Source organism: Clostridium sp. LS (assembly GCF_002760435.1).
GTDB lineage: Bacteria > Bacillota > Clostridia > Clostridiales > Clostridiaceae > Clostridium.
On record NZ_AUUU01000017.1, the window covers coordinates 11,283 to 27,115 of the forward strand.

11 protein-coding genes and 1 other annotated feature are annotated in these 15,833 nt (G+C 27.5%); of the genes, 2 read left to right on the forward strand and 9 right to left on the reverse strand.

The annotated features are described in order from the left end of the window. Positions 1–30: 30 nt before the first annotated feature. From COL3_RS04605 to COL3_RS04620, 4 genes are all read right to left on the reverse strand, one after another. The gene (locus tag COL3_RS04605) at positions 31–3,297 is read right to left on the reverse strand and encodes an SNF2 helicase associated domain-containing protein (protein WP_008420077.1); all 3,267 of its coding nucleotides are present in this window, start codon (positions 3,295–3,297) and stop codon (positions 31–33) included. A gap of 102 nt (positions 3,298–3,399) precedes the next feature. Continuing rightward, a complete protein-coding gene (locus COL3_RS04610) occupies positions 3,400–3,591 on the reverse strand; it encodes a hypothetical protein (protein ID WP_008420080.1) in 192 nt (63 codons plus the stop codon). 89 nt (positions 3,592–3,680) lie between these two features. After that, entirely contained in the window at positions 3,681–5,621 is a 1,941-nt protein-coding gene (locus tag COL3_RS04615) for an ABC-F family ATP-binding cassette domain-containing protein (protein ID WP_008420082.1), read from the reverse strand. A 492-nt stretch (positions 5,622–6,113) separates the two neighbouring features. Further along, positions 6,114–6,920, reverse strand: coding sequence for a CDC27 family protein (locus COL3_RS04620; protein WP_008420085.1), 807 nt, complete (start codon positions 6,918–6,920; stop codon positions 6,114–6,116). Between the two features lie 339 nt (positions 6,921–7,259). Further along, positions 7,260–7,514: a binding site (T-box leader), on the forward strand. A 93-nt stretch (positions 7,515–7,607) separates the two neighbouring features. Between COL3_RS04620 and ilvB the strand changes: the two genes are divergently transcribed. Next, positions 7,608–9,287 carry a biosynthetic-type acetolactate synthase large subunit gene (gene ilvB, locus COL3_RS04625; RefSeq protein ID WP_008420086.1) on the forward strand — a complete coding sequence of 560 codons (1,680 nt, stop codon included), beginning with the start codon at positions 7,608–7,610 and terminating at the stop codon, positions 9,285–9,287. Beyond that, a complete protein-coding gene (gene ilvN / locus COL3_RS04630; protein ID WP_008420088.1) occupies positions 9,280–9,585 on the forward strand; it encodes an acetolactate synthase small subunit in 306 nt (101 codons plus the stop codon). Before ilvB ends, ilvN begins: the two co-directional genes overlap by 8 nt. A gap of 135 nt (positions 9,586–9,720) precedes the next feature. Here the strand turns inward: ilvN and COL3_RS04635 are convergent, their stop codons facing one another. The 5 genes from COL3_RS04635 to gatC all read right to left on the reverse strand — a co-directional run bounded on the left by COL3_RS04635 (position 9,721) and on the right by gatC (position 15,764). Then, positions 9,721–10,011: a hypothetical protein gene (locus tag COL3_RS04635; protein ID WP_008420089.1), complete on the reverse strand. Its 291-nt coding sequence runs from the start codon at positions 10,009–10,011 to the stop codon at positions 9,721–9,723. Between the two features lie 406 nt (positions 10,012–10,417). Continuing rightward, entirely contained in the window at positions 10,418–12,289 is a 1,872-nt protein-coding gene (locus COL3_RS04640) for a hypothetical protein (protein ID WP_008420091.1), read from the reverse strand. A 287-nt stretch (positions 12,290–12,576) separates the two neighbouring features. After that, on the reverse strand, positions 12,577–14,016 hold the full coding sequence (gene gatB, locus COL3_RS04645) for an Asp-tRNA(Asn)/Glu-tRNA(Gln) amidotransferase subunit GatB (protein WP_008420093.1): 1,440 nt from the start codon (positions 14,014–14,016) through the stop codon (positions 12,577–12,579). 11 nt (positions 14,017–14,027) lie between these two features. Continuing rightward, positions 14,028–15,467, reverse strand: a complete 1,440-nt coding sequence (gatA, locus tag COL3_RS04650) for an Asp-tRNA(Asn)/Glu-tRNA(Gln) amidotransferase subunit GatA (protein ID WP_008420095.1) — start codon at positions 15,465–15,467, stop codon at positions 14,028–14,030. 15 nt (positions 15,468–15,482) lie between these two features. Then, on the reverse strand, positions 15,483–15,764 hold the full coding sequence (gene gatC, locus COL3_RS04655; protein ID WP_008420097.1) for an Asp-tRNA(Asn)/Glu-tRNA(Gln) amidotransferase subunit GatC: 282 nt from the start codon (positions 15,762–15,764) through the stop codon (positions 15,483–15,485). Positions 15,765–15,833 lie beyond the last annotated feature (69 nt).

Below are 15,833 nucleotides of genomic sequence, written 5' to 3' on the forward strand. Positions count from 1 at the left end.
ATCACCACTATAATTTATGACATATTTTCATTAAATATTACTATAATTAAATAAATCTAAAATTTCATTCTCATTTAAAGTATTTATAAACGTTCCTACTGACAAATCATCACTTAATATTTTATTTATCAATTCCCTTTTAGAATCCTGAAGCTCAACTATTTTTTCTTCAATAGTGCCACTTGATATTAACTTAATTACTTCCACAACATTTTTTTGTCCAATTCTATGAGCTCTATCTGTAGCTTGATCTTCAACGGCTGGATTCCACCATGGGTCGAAATGTATTACAATGTCTGCACTAGTTAAATTTAATCCTGTACCCCCAGCTTTTAAGGATACTAAAAAAACATTCTTTTCTCCATTGTTAAATTCATCAACCATTTTAATTCTATTTATTGATGAAACTGACCCATCTAAGTAAGAAAATTCAAATTGTTTTTCTTTAAGTATCTTTCCGATATTTTTTAAAACTGAAGTAAATTGTGAAAATACTAATATCTTATGTCCTTCTTCAATGCTTTGTTCTAATAGTTCAATTAGCGCATCTATTTTCCCACTGGTTCCTAAGTAATTATCCATAGTTACAGATGGATCTAAGCATATTTGGCGCAGCTTAGTTATATAAGATAATATTTCAATTTTATTTTTAGTAAATTCAAAATCTTCTACTTTCTTTTGAATTAAATCTTTAACATAATTGGCATAAGTTTCATAAACCACTTTTTGTTCATCGCTTAAAGGTACTAATAACCGTTTTTCAATTTTATCAGGTAATTCTTTAATTACATTCTTCTTATATCTTCTAAGAATAAATGGCTTAACCAGCCTATTTAATTCTTCCAAAATTTCTGGACCTTCTTCAAGCCTTCTATAGTATCTACTAACAAATTTCTTTTCAGAATATAAATACCCTGGCATTATAAAATCAAAAATTGACCATAATTCCATTAATGAATTTTCTATTGGTGTACCAGTTAATGCAAATCTATTCCTTGATTTTATTTCCTTAACAGACTTTGCACTTAAGGATAATTGATTTTTAATGTTTTGAGCTTCATCTAAAATGCAATAGTCAAATTCCATATCATATAATTCTAAGTCTCTTCTTAATAGATTATAGGTTGTAATGATAACATCATATTCTTTATAATTTTTTATCAGCTTTTCTCTTTCATCTCTAGCTCCATTTGAAATTGCTATTTTCATAGAAGGTGCAAACTTTCTAAATTCATTTTTCCAGTTATATATTAAAGAAGTAGGTGCTATAATAATTGTTTTAGAATTAGGCTTAGATAATAATAACGTTATTGTTTGAAGAGTTTTTCCAAGACCCATCTCATCACCTAAAATACCACCAAATCCTAAATAATCTAAAGTTCTGAACCAATTATACCCATCCTTTTGATACTCCCTTAGTTTTGCTTGAAGGCCATACGGAGGCTGAAAAGACTTATCTTTAATATTTTTTAATCTGTCTTTTATTACTTTAATTTCTTCACAACCTTTTATAAATCTCATATTTTTATCTTCTAAATAATCTTCAAGATAAGCTGCCTTATTCATTGGCACTTCAATTAAGTTATTATTTAATTCCTCTTCCAATAGCAAATTATCCATCAAAATTAAAGCCTCTTTTAATGAAGCTTCCTCCAGATCTAAAAATTCTCCATTTCCAAGTTTATAATATTTTAAATTATCTCTGAAACTTCTAAGTATCTTAGCGGTTTCTTCATAGGATAAATCAGCTATTTTAAATTCAAATTCAAAATAATTATATTTTCCTTTTCGCACTTCTCCTTTAAAGTCAGATTTCTTAATATCCTTTATTCCCTTAAATCTTTCTGAATAAAATACTTCTCCATACTTCTGAATCTTTTCTATTTCATATTTAAAAAATCTAAATGCATCCTCATCATCTCTAAAGAAATACAATCTTCCATTGACTTCCTCAAAGCCAAGACTTTTAAGTACTCCTAAAGCTTCATGTTCTTTGTTCACATCTCTATAAATGATTTTATCTTTGTATTCATCGAAGTAATTAAATTCATGACCTTCATAAGAGACCTTAAATAGCAAAGATATATCCTTATCTTTATCAAAATAAAAACTAAAGTTAACGGGTCCAATAACTACCTTATCTCTTATTTCTTTCGATAAAGTTAAGTCATTTGTTACTTTTTGAACAGATGGTATTAATTCCGTTAATATTTTATTTTCATTACTTTTGTTAAAACTAACTTGATTGGTTGCATTAAATATTTTTATATATGGAGACAGCCTTTCACATTGTTCTACTGTTGGAATATAAATTGAAGTTCCATATAAGAATACATCTTCATTTTGTGTTAGAGGTTCAGGTATGCCGTTTGGAGCTTTTAATTCTATGATATCTTTTTTGCTGCTTAAAGCAAAAGGAATAGGCATATCTCCTTCTATTATTTCAGATTCTAAGATTCTATAGAAAAAACCATCCCCTAAGAAAATTCGATTTTTTTTAACTATATTAAGAAATTCTTTAAACATTATATCTGGAATAGTTAGCGTTTTTCCCTCAATTAATTTATCTTGATGCCTTCTAAAGTTCCTATCGTATTCAGCTAAAGTTTTAATATTATTTATGAATTTAATTAATCTTTTGTCTTCAAACGAAAAAGATTGTTTTTTTAAATCAAGGATAAAATCTTTACCATATTTTATTGGAACATTATTATAAATAGAAATTAAAAAAGAGTTAATATCTTTGACTATATACATTTTATTACTTCTACTTTTCAAACCTATTTTAAATTCCACTTGAAGCTTAGAAGACCAGTTATTCTTATTTATAATAATATCAAATTTAAGTTTATCCTTATCCGTATCACCAATAAGTAATGATAATAAATCATCATTATTATTTTCTTTTAATTTTGATCTTGTATCTTTAAAATTTATGACATTTGTAATTTTACTTCTTAAATTTTCATCCTCATCAATCTCTCTTAAAAAGCTATAAAAGGTTGCAACCAAATGCTTGCAACAATAATTGTCCTTTGAAAATTCATTTTTTTCAAAATCTAAACAGCTGCAATGAGTTCCAATAATATCCTTTGTTATATTATCAATTTCAATTTTACATGAATATTCATTAAATAGACTTTCTGAAACTACAAATGAATTTATTTTAATATAATCATTATCTACATTAATATTTAAATCTCTAAGCAAATCATTTTTTAACACGCGCTGTCCTTTAGCTAAGATTGAATTAGTTATATTTTTACTAAAACCCTCTAGTAAAATTTGTTTTATCAAAATTATCACCTACATTTATATTTATTAACTTATCTTCGAATTATAAAGAAAATGCTACATCTTAATCTCAAATTAAGGCATATGACTTACTATAACTCTCTTTTACTTATCCTTAATTTCCTTTATTCTCTTTATTAAATCTACACTAATGTATTGTGATTTTGAAACGCCTTTTCTAAAATATCTTATTTGCTTATATTTTTTTCCTTGAAGCTCTATATCTAAAGTATCAATCCTTTCACCTTTAAATATAGTTGGATCATCTTTCCCTTTTAAAAAAATATGTAATTCCATAATATTTGAAAGAGCATATTTAAAATTTTATAGGGTAAATTAAAATATACTCATTATCCTCCTTGCTAAGTGTTTAATATAACTAAAATTTAATTATTATTTTTATATTCTTCTATTGCTTCAGCAATTTCATTTAGGTATTCCCATCTTTCATACTTATTATCTAATTCTTCTTGAACTTCTTCTTTTTCCTTCATAAGTTCATTTAGCTTTCCATAGTTTGAAGAATTTTTAGCCATATCTGTTTCCAAAGACTTTATCTTTTCTTCCAAATTTGATATATCTTCATCTATAGTTTCATACTCTTTTTGCTCTTTAAATGTAAACTTTGGTTTATTTTCTTTAGTCTTTTCTTTTGTAATCTTATTCTTTTCATTCTTAATTTCATTTATATTCTTACTGACAGACTCCACAAAATTAGCTTTTTCTATTTCTTTTGAAATTAAGAAATCACTATAATTACCGTTGTATACTTTTATACATCCGTTTCCTTCATAGGAGAATATCTTTGTACAAATTCTATCTAAGAAATATCTATCATGGGATACTACAACTACTATTCCCATAAACTTATCTAAAAAATCCTCTAATATTTTTAATGTTTCTATATCTAAATCATTTGTAGGTTCGTCTAAAATTAAGAAATTTGGTGATTCCATAAGTACTCTTAGTAAATGCAGCCTTCTCCTTTCTCCTCCAGATAATTTTTCAATTGGAGTATACTGCATAGAGCTATCAAATAAAAACCTTTCACACATTGTTGAAGCTGTTATCTTGCTGCCATCTTCAACTGGTATGTATTCTCCGCCTTCTTTAACATAATCAATAACTCTAAGTTTTTCATCCATATTACTATTATCCTGAGCAAAACAACTTATTTTAACAGTATCACCAATTTCAATCCTCCCGCTATCTAGCGGTAAAATTCCTCTAAGCAAATTAACCAAAGTAGTTTTACCTGCACCATTTTCACCAACAATGCCGATTCTATCATTTCTTAAAAATATATAATTGAAATCTTTAATTATAGCTTTACTATCAAATGATTTACTAACATCATATAATTCAACCACCTTTTTTCCAAGTCTTGAACCTACAAATGAAATATCAACATCTTCTTGTCTTCTTATACTTTCAGTATTTACAAGGTCATCGAATCTTTGAAGTCTAGCCTTTTGCTTTGTACTTCTAGCTTTTGCTCCGCGCCTTACCCACTTTAATTCATTTCTAATTAATGCATTTCTTTTATCTTCTTGAACTTGTTCTGTTTCTAGTCTTTCGATTTTCTTTTCAAGAAATGCTGTATAATTACCTGGATATGAATATAAATTTCCTCTATCTAACTCAATAATTCTATTTGTAACTCTGTCTAAAAAGTATCTATCATGGGTAATCATTAATAGTGCACCTTTTCTTGAATTTAAAAACTCTTCAAGCCATTCTATTGAATCAGAGTCTAAGTGGTTAGTCGGCTCATCTAGAATTAAAAGATCACAAGGTGTTATAAGCGAACAAGCCAATGCAATTCGCTTCTTCTGCCCTCCAGATAAATTCCCAACTTTTTCCGAATAATTTTTTATTCCTAATTTAGTTAAAATAGTTTTTGCTTCACTTTCAATATCCCATAAATTTAATGAATCAATTTGTCCTTGTAATTTAATTAATTCGTTATTCAACAAATCATACTCTTCACTTTTACAATAATTAATTTTATCTAACAGCTCTTCATATTTTTTTAAGAGCGTCATTTCTTTAGTATCTCCTTTAAAAACCTGCTCTAGTACATTTGCATCTTTATCAAAAATAGGATTTTGATCTAAATATTCAATTCTAACATTTCTACCTTTTGTAATATTTCCTTCAAAAAATTCTTCTCGTCCAGAAATTACTTTTAAAAATGTAGACTTACCAGCACCATTTATTCCAATTAAACCAATCTTATCACCATCATTAATTCCAAGTGATACATCGTTTAATAATACCTTTTCACTATAGCTTTTATTTATATTCTCTAAAGTAATTATATTCATTAATTCTTAACTCCTTTGTGCATTATATACATTTTATTTTAACACAGTTAGTTAATAATCCAAAATCAAAGACAAAATATTAGTACGATCTTATTTGTTTCTAAAATACAAATATACTGCAATACATTGATTTTTAATTCACTAATCTCTGTATTACAGTATACTTATTAATTTACAGTATTTTTCTATTCAATTAATGTAAAATCTACAATATATCTAGTATGAGGCTAATACTCTACATGATATCTCTTTCCATTAATTATTCTTGGTTTGAAAGCAAAACCTTATTAAAAGTAATCAGACAAATTGAGTTACATATTTCAAATTATATGCCTTACATACATACTTTACTTTACATAATATTTATTATATCTCTTAATTAATTCTATTTTTGCAATTTTATCATTATATGTGCTCCAATTATATAGTTAAATTCAAAGTAATTTCTATAATTCGTAAACAAAAAAGGAACAGTTCGACTGCTCCTATAAATTATTTTAATTCACTAATTAGTGTTTCTATATTCCTGTACTCCCTATCCTGATTATATACTTTCATAAATTCAGCTTTAGCTTTTTCTTCTTCTCCTAATTTTAAATATGTTAAACCTAAAAAGTAATTAACTTCAATTAAATCCCCACTAAGTTCATCATTAGCATCTAATAATCTTTTAAATACTTTTAACGCTTGTTTATATTGTTCATTTAAGAAATATGCTTTACCAAGAAGTGAATCTTTAATATGTTTCATTATATTGTTATCTTCGAATTTAACAGCATTTAAATATTTAATTGAATTGTCATACTCTTCGATATTAAAATAACATGCTCCAACTAAATAATTATATTTACTATTTGGCACCTTAAGAACATTACTTTTCAGTAAACATTCTATTGTGTCTTTATAATTCTCTTCCTTGTAATATATTGATGAAAGTAGCACATAAGCATAGTTATTTTCTGAATTTATATTTACAGATTTTATTAAAGAATCCTTGGCATTCTCCATATTACCTTTACCAATCGAATCTAATGCAAGATTAAAATAAGTTGCTGAAATATTTTTAGGACTTCTCTTGTATAAGATAAATATTACAACTGATATTAATATTAATGCAATTCCACTATATAAATTCTTGAAGCATAATATTATTCCTGAAATTAACATCCATATTACCCAGCTGCCATTAAGTTCTTGATATTTTCCACATTCGGATAGATCCATTTCATGAACTCTAATATTATTTTTGTTTAGTTTTAAACTTTTATCTATCAAATTTTCTTTCTTCTTTTCTTCCATATGTTTTCTCCTATCTCATAAAAAATAATATAAAATTTTTAAGAACTTATTGCGTAGTACTTTTATCTTATGATTTTTTCGAATCATTTTATTGCTAAAATATACATATTTAGCACTGTTATTATATCATATCCAACTATAAATTTATAAATATTTTAATTAAAAATGTTTATGTTTAATTAAAATATTTAAAAGATTGATCATACCTAAAGATATTTATTACTACAAAATTAAATTTTCAGAATATAATAGAATATTCTGAATTTATTTTTATAAATTTTGAAAACTTTATTGACAAGTTTTATGATTTTTGAATATAATTAATACAAACATAATAATGTAAAAACATTGAAGAGGAAGAGTACTTATATAATCAAAACGCAGAGAGAGAATGTTTGCTGTAAATTCTCATGAGATATATTTGGAAAGTAGCCTTGGAGTTTTTAACCGAAATCTTTTCTGAGAGTAGGATTAAACGGATCGCCTACCGTTAAAAAGGCAATAATATCGGATTTTCCTGTATTATAAATAAGAGTGTGTATTTAATTATACAAATTTAGGTGGTACCGCGGTGATTACATCTTCGTCCTATACGACATAGGGTGAGGATTTTTTTTTATCTATTAATTTTTATTTACATTGAATATTAATATAAAAAATATAATTTACTTCTAAGGAGTGATTTTCTTGAAATATAGTGGTTCTGAAATAGTAATCAAATTATTAGAAAACGAGGGTGTAGAATATATATCAGGTATTCCTGGTGGATTTAATCTCCCATTATATGATGCTTTATTTAAAAGCAAAATTAAACATATACTTGCACGTCACGAGCAAGGTGCTGGTTTTATAGCTCAAGGTATATCTAGAAGCACGTGTAAAGTTGGTGTATGCTTTGCAACATCTGGTCCTGGAGTAACTAATTTACTAACTGCTATTGCTGATGCTAAACTTGATTCTATTCCACTTGTAGCAATAACAGGCCAAGTGCCTTTATCTGCAATTGGTACTGATGCTTTTCAAGAAGTGGATGCATATGGACTAACTATTCCTATAACAAAGCATAATTTTTTAATTAGAAATATAAACGAACTTTTTACTGTTATTCCTGAAGCATTTAAAATAGCGTTGGACGGAAGACCAGGTCCGGTTCTTGTAGACATTCCAAAGAATATCCAAAATGAAATTATTGAATTAAAAGAATTTCCTGCTTCAGTTTCTCAAAAAGAGATTTCAGAGCGCGAAACATTGCAAGGCTCTACCCTACTCTGTATGGCAGAATTAATAAATAATTCAAAAAAGCCTATTATTTATGCAGGTGGTGGTATAATAAATTCTAACGCTGCATCAAATTTATATACTTTTGCAAAGAAAAACAGTATTCCAGTAGCCTTAAGTCTTATGGGACTTGGTGCCTTTCCGTGTGATGATGAATTAAGTCTTGGAATGCTTGGTATGCATGGAGCTCCATTTACTAATTATTTGCTTAATGAAGCTGATTTAATTTTAGCTCTTGGAGTAAGATTTGATGATAGAGCGACAGGTAACGTTGAAAAATTTTGTCCTAATGCTTCAATTATTCATATTGACATTGATCCTTCTGAAATAAATAAAGTTAAAACTAGTAGTCTTTCAATGGTTGCAAATGTTAAAGACTTTTTAGAGGATATTATTCCTCATATTGAAGTTAAAAGTAGAAAATCTTGGATTGAAAGAGTGAAATGTTTTAAAGAAAAATATCCGCTTCCTTCTTATAAAAATATATTACATCCAGCAAATATAATACCATTTGTAGGAAGCAAGGTGGCTGATGATTCAATTATAACTACTGATGTTGGCCAACATCAAATGTGGGTAGCGCAAAGATATCCATTTAAAAAGCCAAAGTCTTATTTAACTTCAAGTGGTCTTGGCACAATGGGATTTGGTCTTCCAGTAGCTATAGGTGCTGCTTTATCCAACAAAGATAAGACTATTCTTTGCTTTAGCGGTGATGGTTCTATACTGATGAATATACAGGAACTTGCAACACTTTCTGACTTTAATCTTAATGTAAAAATTATTATATTAAATAACCATCATTTAGGATTAGTACGTCAGCAGCAACAACTTTTTTATAACGAGCATTACATTGCATCACATTTCATATCTAATCCTAATTTTAAAATCATTGCAGAAGGTTTTGGTATTCAGTCATGTGATTTAGGTGACGAAGAATTTCCTTTAGAAAAATTAGAAAAGCTGCTTGTAACAGAAGGTCCCTGTGTAATAAATATACCAATTGAAGAAACAGAAAATGTTCTCCCTATGGTTCCTCCTGGCAAAGCGAATATCGAAATGATAGGTGGTGAAAATCTATATGATTAATACAAATTTTTATCTTATTGAATTATTAGTTAGAAATCATTCGGGCGTTATGAGTCATATAACTGGGCTTTTTGCTCGCCGAGCATTTAACCTTGAGGGTATTCTTTGTGGAGAAATTGGCGATGGTTCTACAAGCAAAATGTTTTTACTTGTAAAAAATGATTCTGTTCTTGATCAAATTATTAAACAATTGGAAAAATTATATGATGTATTAGAAGTATCTTTGCATCAAGATTATGATAAATCTGTATTTAAAAATCTTGATAAGGTATTAAAATTAAAATCTGAAGAAATTTAGATATAAAAATTAATAAGTAGAAAGCTTATATCTATTATTGGAGTACATTATTTTGTGATATATAACGTGATAAATTCTTTATAAAATACACTATCTGTTATATATCACAATTACAATAAAAAATGTTTTTACAACTTAATTATAGAAATCATTAAAAGCATAGCATTCATAAATTAGGTTACCTTCTTTATCGTCCTCTGAACAACATTTATATACTGTAGTCTGTATGGTCTCAATTAATAGTTTAATTTCTTCTATTTTTTTATCCACCTCTTTAAAACCTTTACATAATGAACATTTTGAATTATTCTTAAAAACTAGCAAATTATCAAGGGTAATAACTGTTTCATCTATCTGCTGACTTAATCTCTGCATATCTTCTGATGCAACTACTTTATGAGTCTCTTTAATATTTTTATTGTTCATATTATCATCCCTCCAAAAAAAATTAAATACAAAAAGCTTTCCTTAAGTAATAAGGTTGACCTTTGTCCATGCATTATTCAAAAGTTAAACTATAATTCCTAAAAATGATAACTTTTTAGTATTATTGCTATGTAAACTTAGTTATCGTATTTTAAAATTTTATATTAATATTTTACCATTTCTTACAACAACCTTAAATAATTTCGGCAATGAATAATAACAAAAGTTTTGTCAATTATCTTCTATTTATTATAATTGTGTTTTAAAATTCACATAATATCGACATAAGTCAACCTAAGAAACAATCATAAATAACTTTTAAACTATAAACAATGTGAAGGATAACCATTTAACTTATTTGGTTATCCTTCGCATTGTTTATATTATTTCAAAAATGTTTGCAATCCTATTTTGGAAGATGCACTTCATACCTTATTATATTATCACTCATCTTATTAAACATTTCTTTGAAAGCAATATAAAAATCATCAATAGTTACATTTTTTTCAATTTCTAAGGCTTTATTTAAGCTGCTAGCATTAAATTTGTTTTTTGTTGCATTCATTAAAAATGCATTTTCAAAATAACTGACTGCACTTTCTTCCAATCTTCCTTTGACTGATTTTATTAGGTTTTCTTTATCTTCCTTTGATATTTCACCATTGACGTTTATAATAATTTTATTTTCATTAGGATCAAAACCAATTGTATTATATCCATAATTTAGTAGCATCCTTAATATTTTTTTACTATCATTATAGTCACCAGTTCTTAAGCTAAAGTCTATAATTTCATTTTCATCACTACAAGCTACTGATATAATATGTTTATAATCCTTATAATTATCTTTACGATTCCTAATTATAGTATTGATTCTGCTATAATTGAATCTCTTATGATTTTCATCATTGGTTTCAATTTTAATAATTTTGTTCCATAAATCTACTAAATATCCATGATATCTATCATAAAGCATTCCCATCAAGGCTTGCACACTCATTCTTTCTTGATTTAAAGATATATTAATTATTCTATCTTGTTTTGATGATTTTATTTTTATAATCTTCCCTATCGATTCACTTTCTCTTTTCATTAATCTAAGAAGTTCAAGAAAATCTTCGTTTGTATTTATAACATTCATAGTATTCTTATCGACATCATTAAATTCTTCAGTTACAATAATTCTATCTTTCGAAATGCCTATTTGTTTTGATATGCTGATTTTTAATTTCTCAATTAAATTTTCTTCATTTCCGGTACATATACTATCTCCTTTACAAAAATCCCTTTTGTAAAAATTAAATTTGTCTAAAATGCAAAATATTCTCTTATCTAATGTTAAGCTATTTACGTTTTCTTTAATCTTTTCAAAATATGATATATGTTCATTGCAATTTGTAATTATTAAAAATAGTTCTTTATAGTCTTCACTAATCCTTTTTTCTATGAATTTTGCTAAGTTGTTATTAAAATTATAGTTAGTATATTCGATAAATACTACGTTAGAAAATTGATTATTGCATGAAGGTATTTCCATATATGCTTTATTAATCATTAGCGCGCAAGAGCTGCTATTACTATATATTATTTCGCATAATTTTCGGAAATCCTTATTAAAATAGTAACTTGAAACCTCTTGTTCTTCATTAGTATATTCATATCCTTCTTCACTATCCGCATAATATCTAGATATTACATTCATCCATTTATTATACTGACTATTAAAATTCTTCTCGAACTTATTAAAATACTGATTCCATAGCAATTCATCGTTATCTTCAATTTTTTTGTATATATATGTTATACTATTTATTTCATTTAATATTTCACTAAAACTAATATCATTAAATATATACTTAGTATCCTCCACTTCGTAAAACCTATTTAAGCTCATTTCTGAATAATGATTTAATAATTTAATAAATAATTCCTTAAATTTTATTTCTTCTACATTACTGCCAATTGAATTTAATCCTTCGTTTTCAAAAATCTCACATGACTCATATAAAGATTTTAAAATATTCTCCTTTAATTCTCTTAGTATTTCAACAGGTCTTTTTATATCTAAGTATACATTAATTACATTATTTCTAGGAGATGAGCATAATATTTCTGTCGGAAATGTACTGCAGTAATTATTACTCATAAAATCGGTTTTATTAAATACTCCAGGTTTAACTAGAATTTCTTGAAGTCTTTTTCCCTTTAATTTTTCTGAGTTTATTATGTTTATCCTAGTTTTCGTTTCATTTTCAAATTTCTTTTTTAAATTTTTCATAACATCATTCTCCTCGTAATATAATTTATTCGTGGATACTAAGCAAATAAGATTCACTCTAAATCTACTATAATAATATTATTAAATTTACTTTTTCTTTATTCCACAAATTCCAAATTAATCCACTTTGAGAATGTTAGTTTCATGCCTGGAAATATATTCGTATGCTAGGCTACATTACTAAATATATAGCCTATAAAAAAACACAATATAGTCATTAAATTTTTAATCACTATATTGTGCAAAAATCTTTTTTGAGCAAGCTTATTTACTAAACTGCCACTATTTTATAGTTCACTAAGTTTCTTATCAACAAGCTCTTTAGCTACTTTAGGATTTGCTTTTCCTTTAGATAATTTCATTACTTGACCCATTAAGAAACCAGCACTTTGTGTTTTTCCTGCCTTAAAGTCTTCTACCGATTGAGGATTATTTGCAATTACTTCATCAACAATTTTTTCTAATTCATCAGTCGAGCTTATTTGCATAAGTCCTTTTTCTTCGATAAGTTTCATTGGATCTTTATTATTATCAAAGATTTCATCAAGAACTTCTCTTCCAACATTGTTGCTGATTTTTCCTTCATCAACTACTTTTAGAAGCTTTGCAAAGTTTTCTGCTTCTATTGTTATATATTCTGATTCAATTTTTCGATCATTTAATATTCTTAAGATATCACCTAAAATCCAATTTGAAGCCATTTTAGGTGTAACCCCTAAAGCCACAACTTTTTCAAAGAATGTTGCAAGTCCTTTATCGCCAATTAAGATATCAACTTCCTTTTCAGAAAGTTCATATGATGTTAAAAATCTTTCTCTCTTTTCAACAGGCATTTCCGGTAAAGCATTTTTCATTGCTTCAATTTGCTCGTCATATATTATAATTGGTGGTAAATCTGGCTCTACCACATATCTATAATCATCTGCTTCTTCCTTAGACCTCATAGGAATTGTTTTTCCTTTTGAAGCATCCCATCTTCTTGTTTCTTGAACTACTTTATGACCTTCACCGTAAGTGTAAAGTTCCCTTTGTCTTCTTTCTTCTTTTTCTAAAGCTTTTTGAAGCTCTCTAAATGAGTTTATATTTTTAAGCTCCACCTTAGTTCCATATTCTTTTTGTCCAACTGGTCTTAAAGAAATGTTAGCATCACATCTAAGTGAACCTTGCTCCATACGACAATCTGAAATTTCACCATATTCTAAAATCGATTTTAACTTTTTCATAAAGGCTACAGTTTCACCAACACTTCTCAAATCAGGTTCTGTAACTATTTCTGCAAGTGGAACACCAACTCTGTTATAATCTATTAATGAAACTGGTTCTCCTTCAACGTGAACAAGCTTTCCAGCATCTTCTTCTATATGAATTCTATTTAATCTAACTTTTACTTGCTTTCCTTCATATTCAAATTCAACAAGCCCGCCTGAACATATTGGTAAATCAAATTGTGAAGTTTGATAATTCTTTGGAAGATCAGGATAAAAATAATTTTTTCTATCCATTTTATTATATTTATTTATTGTACAACCTAGTGCAGTACCAGCTTTTATTGCTAAATTTACAACTTCTTCATTTAAAACTGGAAGAGTCCCTGGTACTCCTGTACATATTGGGCATGTGTTAGCATTAGGTTCTGCTCCAAATTTTGTTGAACATGAGCAAAATATTTTAGTTTTTGATTTTAACTCTGCATGTATTTCTAAGCCTATTACTGTTTCAAAATTCATTGTTGTCCCTCCTATAATTCAAGCGCTAAAGCTTGTTCTAAGCTATATGCAGCCTTGAATATTTTTTCTTCACATAACATATCACCCATTAACTGAATTCCAATTGGTAAGCCCTCTTTGCTAACTCCAGATGGAATTGATATTGCTGGATTTCCAGCTAAATTAACATTAATAGTGTAAATATCCGCCAAATACATCGCTAAAGGATCAGTATTTTTCTCGCCGATTTTGAAAGGTAGTATTGGAGAAACAGGCCCTACTATTAAATCGTATTTTTCAAATGTCTTTTTAAGATCATGTCTTAATTTTTGTCTAAATGCATCTGCTTTTTTATAATAAGCATCATAATACCCAGAAGCCAATGCATATGTTCCCATCATTATTCTTCTTTTAACTTCTGTTCCAAAACCTTCAGTTCTGCTATTTTCCATTAATTCATCTACATTTGTATAATTTGAAGTTCTATAACCATATCTTATTCCGTCATATCTATCTAAATTAGTACTTGCTTCAGCTGATGACATAATATAGTAAGCTGCTAACCCATCCTTAATTATAGGGAAAGAAAATGTTTCTACTTCTGCTCCAAGTTCTTTTAATTTTTCTAAGCTATTATTAACTGAAGCTTTAATTTCTTCATCTAAACCTTCACCAAAGAATTCTTCAGGAACACCAATTTTCATTCCCTTGATCCCATCATTAAGATTTGCAGTATAATCTATTTCTTTTAAGTCTCTTATACTTGTTGAATCAAATTCATCTGTTCCAGATATTATATTTAAGATATAAGCACTATCTTCTACTGAATTAGAAAATGGTCCTATTTGATCTAAAGACGAACCAAAAGCAATAAGTCCAAATCTAGATACTAAACCATAAGTTGGCTTAAGGCCTACAACACCACAAAATGCTGCTGGCTGTCTAATGGATCCACCTGTATCAGAACCAAGGGATACTGGTGCAAATTTTGCAGCAACTGCTGCAGCTGATCCACCTGAAGATCCTCCTGGAACCCTAGTTAAATCTCTTGGATTTAAAGTCTTTTTAAATGCTGAATTTTCATTAGATGATCCCATTGCAAATTCATCCATGTTAGTTTTTCCTATTATTATTGCATCTTCAGCTAATAATTTCTTTATTACAGTTGCATTATAAGGCGGAATAAAATCTTCAAGCATTTTTGATGCACAAGTTGTATTTACACCTTCTGTACAGATGTTATCTTTAATTGCAATTGGAATACCTGCAAGTCTTCCTAAATTTTCGCCCGCCTTAATTTTTGCATCAATTTCCTTTGCTTTTGCTAATGCTTCATCACATTGTAGGCTTAAGAATGCATTTACTGTTGGTTCTGTTTTAATAATTTCATCTATATAAGACTTTACTAACGCTTCACTAGTTAATTCACCTGTTTTAATTTTACTTGCCATTTCTTTTAAATTCATTTTCATTACACTCTCACCACCCTATTCAATAATCTTTGGTACTCTAATATAAGTTTCGTGCATATCTTTAACATTTCTAAATAAATCATTACATTCAAAGGATTTAACTTCATCTTTTCTAACAATTGGTTTTAAATTTGACTTATCTGAATCATCATTTATTTCTAAGTCTAATTCATTTAAATATTGAAAACTATTTAAAATATTTTCAAATTCATGTGCAAATTTCTCTGCTTCTTCATCAGAAAATTTTAATTTAGATAGCTTAGCAATATATTTTACTTCATCAATACTAACTTTCATTACTTTCACCTCATTAAATTTTTTGTCATTTAATACTATCTTATAAACTACTACTTAAAATTCATAAAT

What these genes read in the sequence shown, in the direction of transcription:
- COL3_RS04610 (WP_008420080.1), bottom strand. Translation starts at nt 3,591, where the DNA reads ATGGAATTACATATTTTTTTAAAAGGGAAAGATGATCCAACTATATTT.
- COL3_RS04615 (WP_008420082.1), bottom strand. Translation starts at nt 5,621, where the DNA reads ATGAATATAATTACTTTAGAGAATATAAATAAAAGCTATAGTGAAAAG.
- COL3_RS04620 (WP_008420085.1), bottom strand. Translation starts at nt 6,920, where the DNA reads ATGGAAGAAAAGAAGAAAGAAAATTTGATAGATAAAAGTTTAAAACTA.
- ilvN (WP_008420088.1), top strand. Translation starts at nt 9,280, where the DNA reads ATGATTAATACAAATTTTTATCTTATTGAATTATTAGTTAGAAATCAT.
- COL3_RS04635 (WP_008420089.1), bottom strand. Translation starts at nt 10,011, where the DNA reads ATGAACAATAAAAATATTAAAGAGACTCATAAAGTAGTTGCATCAGAA.
- COL3_RS04640 (WP_008420091.1), bottom strand. Translation starts at nt 12,289, where the DNA reads ATGAAAAATTTAAAAAAGAAATTTGAAAATGAAACGAAAACTAGGATA.
- gatB (WP_008420093.1), bottom strand. Translation starts at nt 14,016, where the DNA reads ATGAATTTTGAAACAGTAATAGGCTTAGAAATACATGCAGAGTTAAAA.
- gatA (WP_008420095.1), bottom strand. Translation starts at nt 15,467, where the DNA reads ATGAAAATGAATTTAAAAGAAATGGCAAGTAAAATTAAAACAGGTGAA.
- gatC (WP_008420097.1), bottom strand. Translation starts at nt 15,764, where the DNA reads ATGAAAGTTAGTATTGATGAAGTAAAATATATTGCTAAGCTATCTAAA.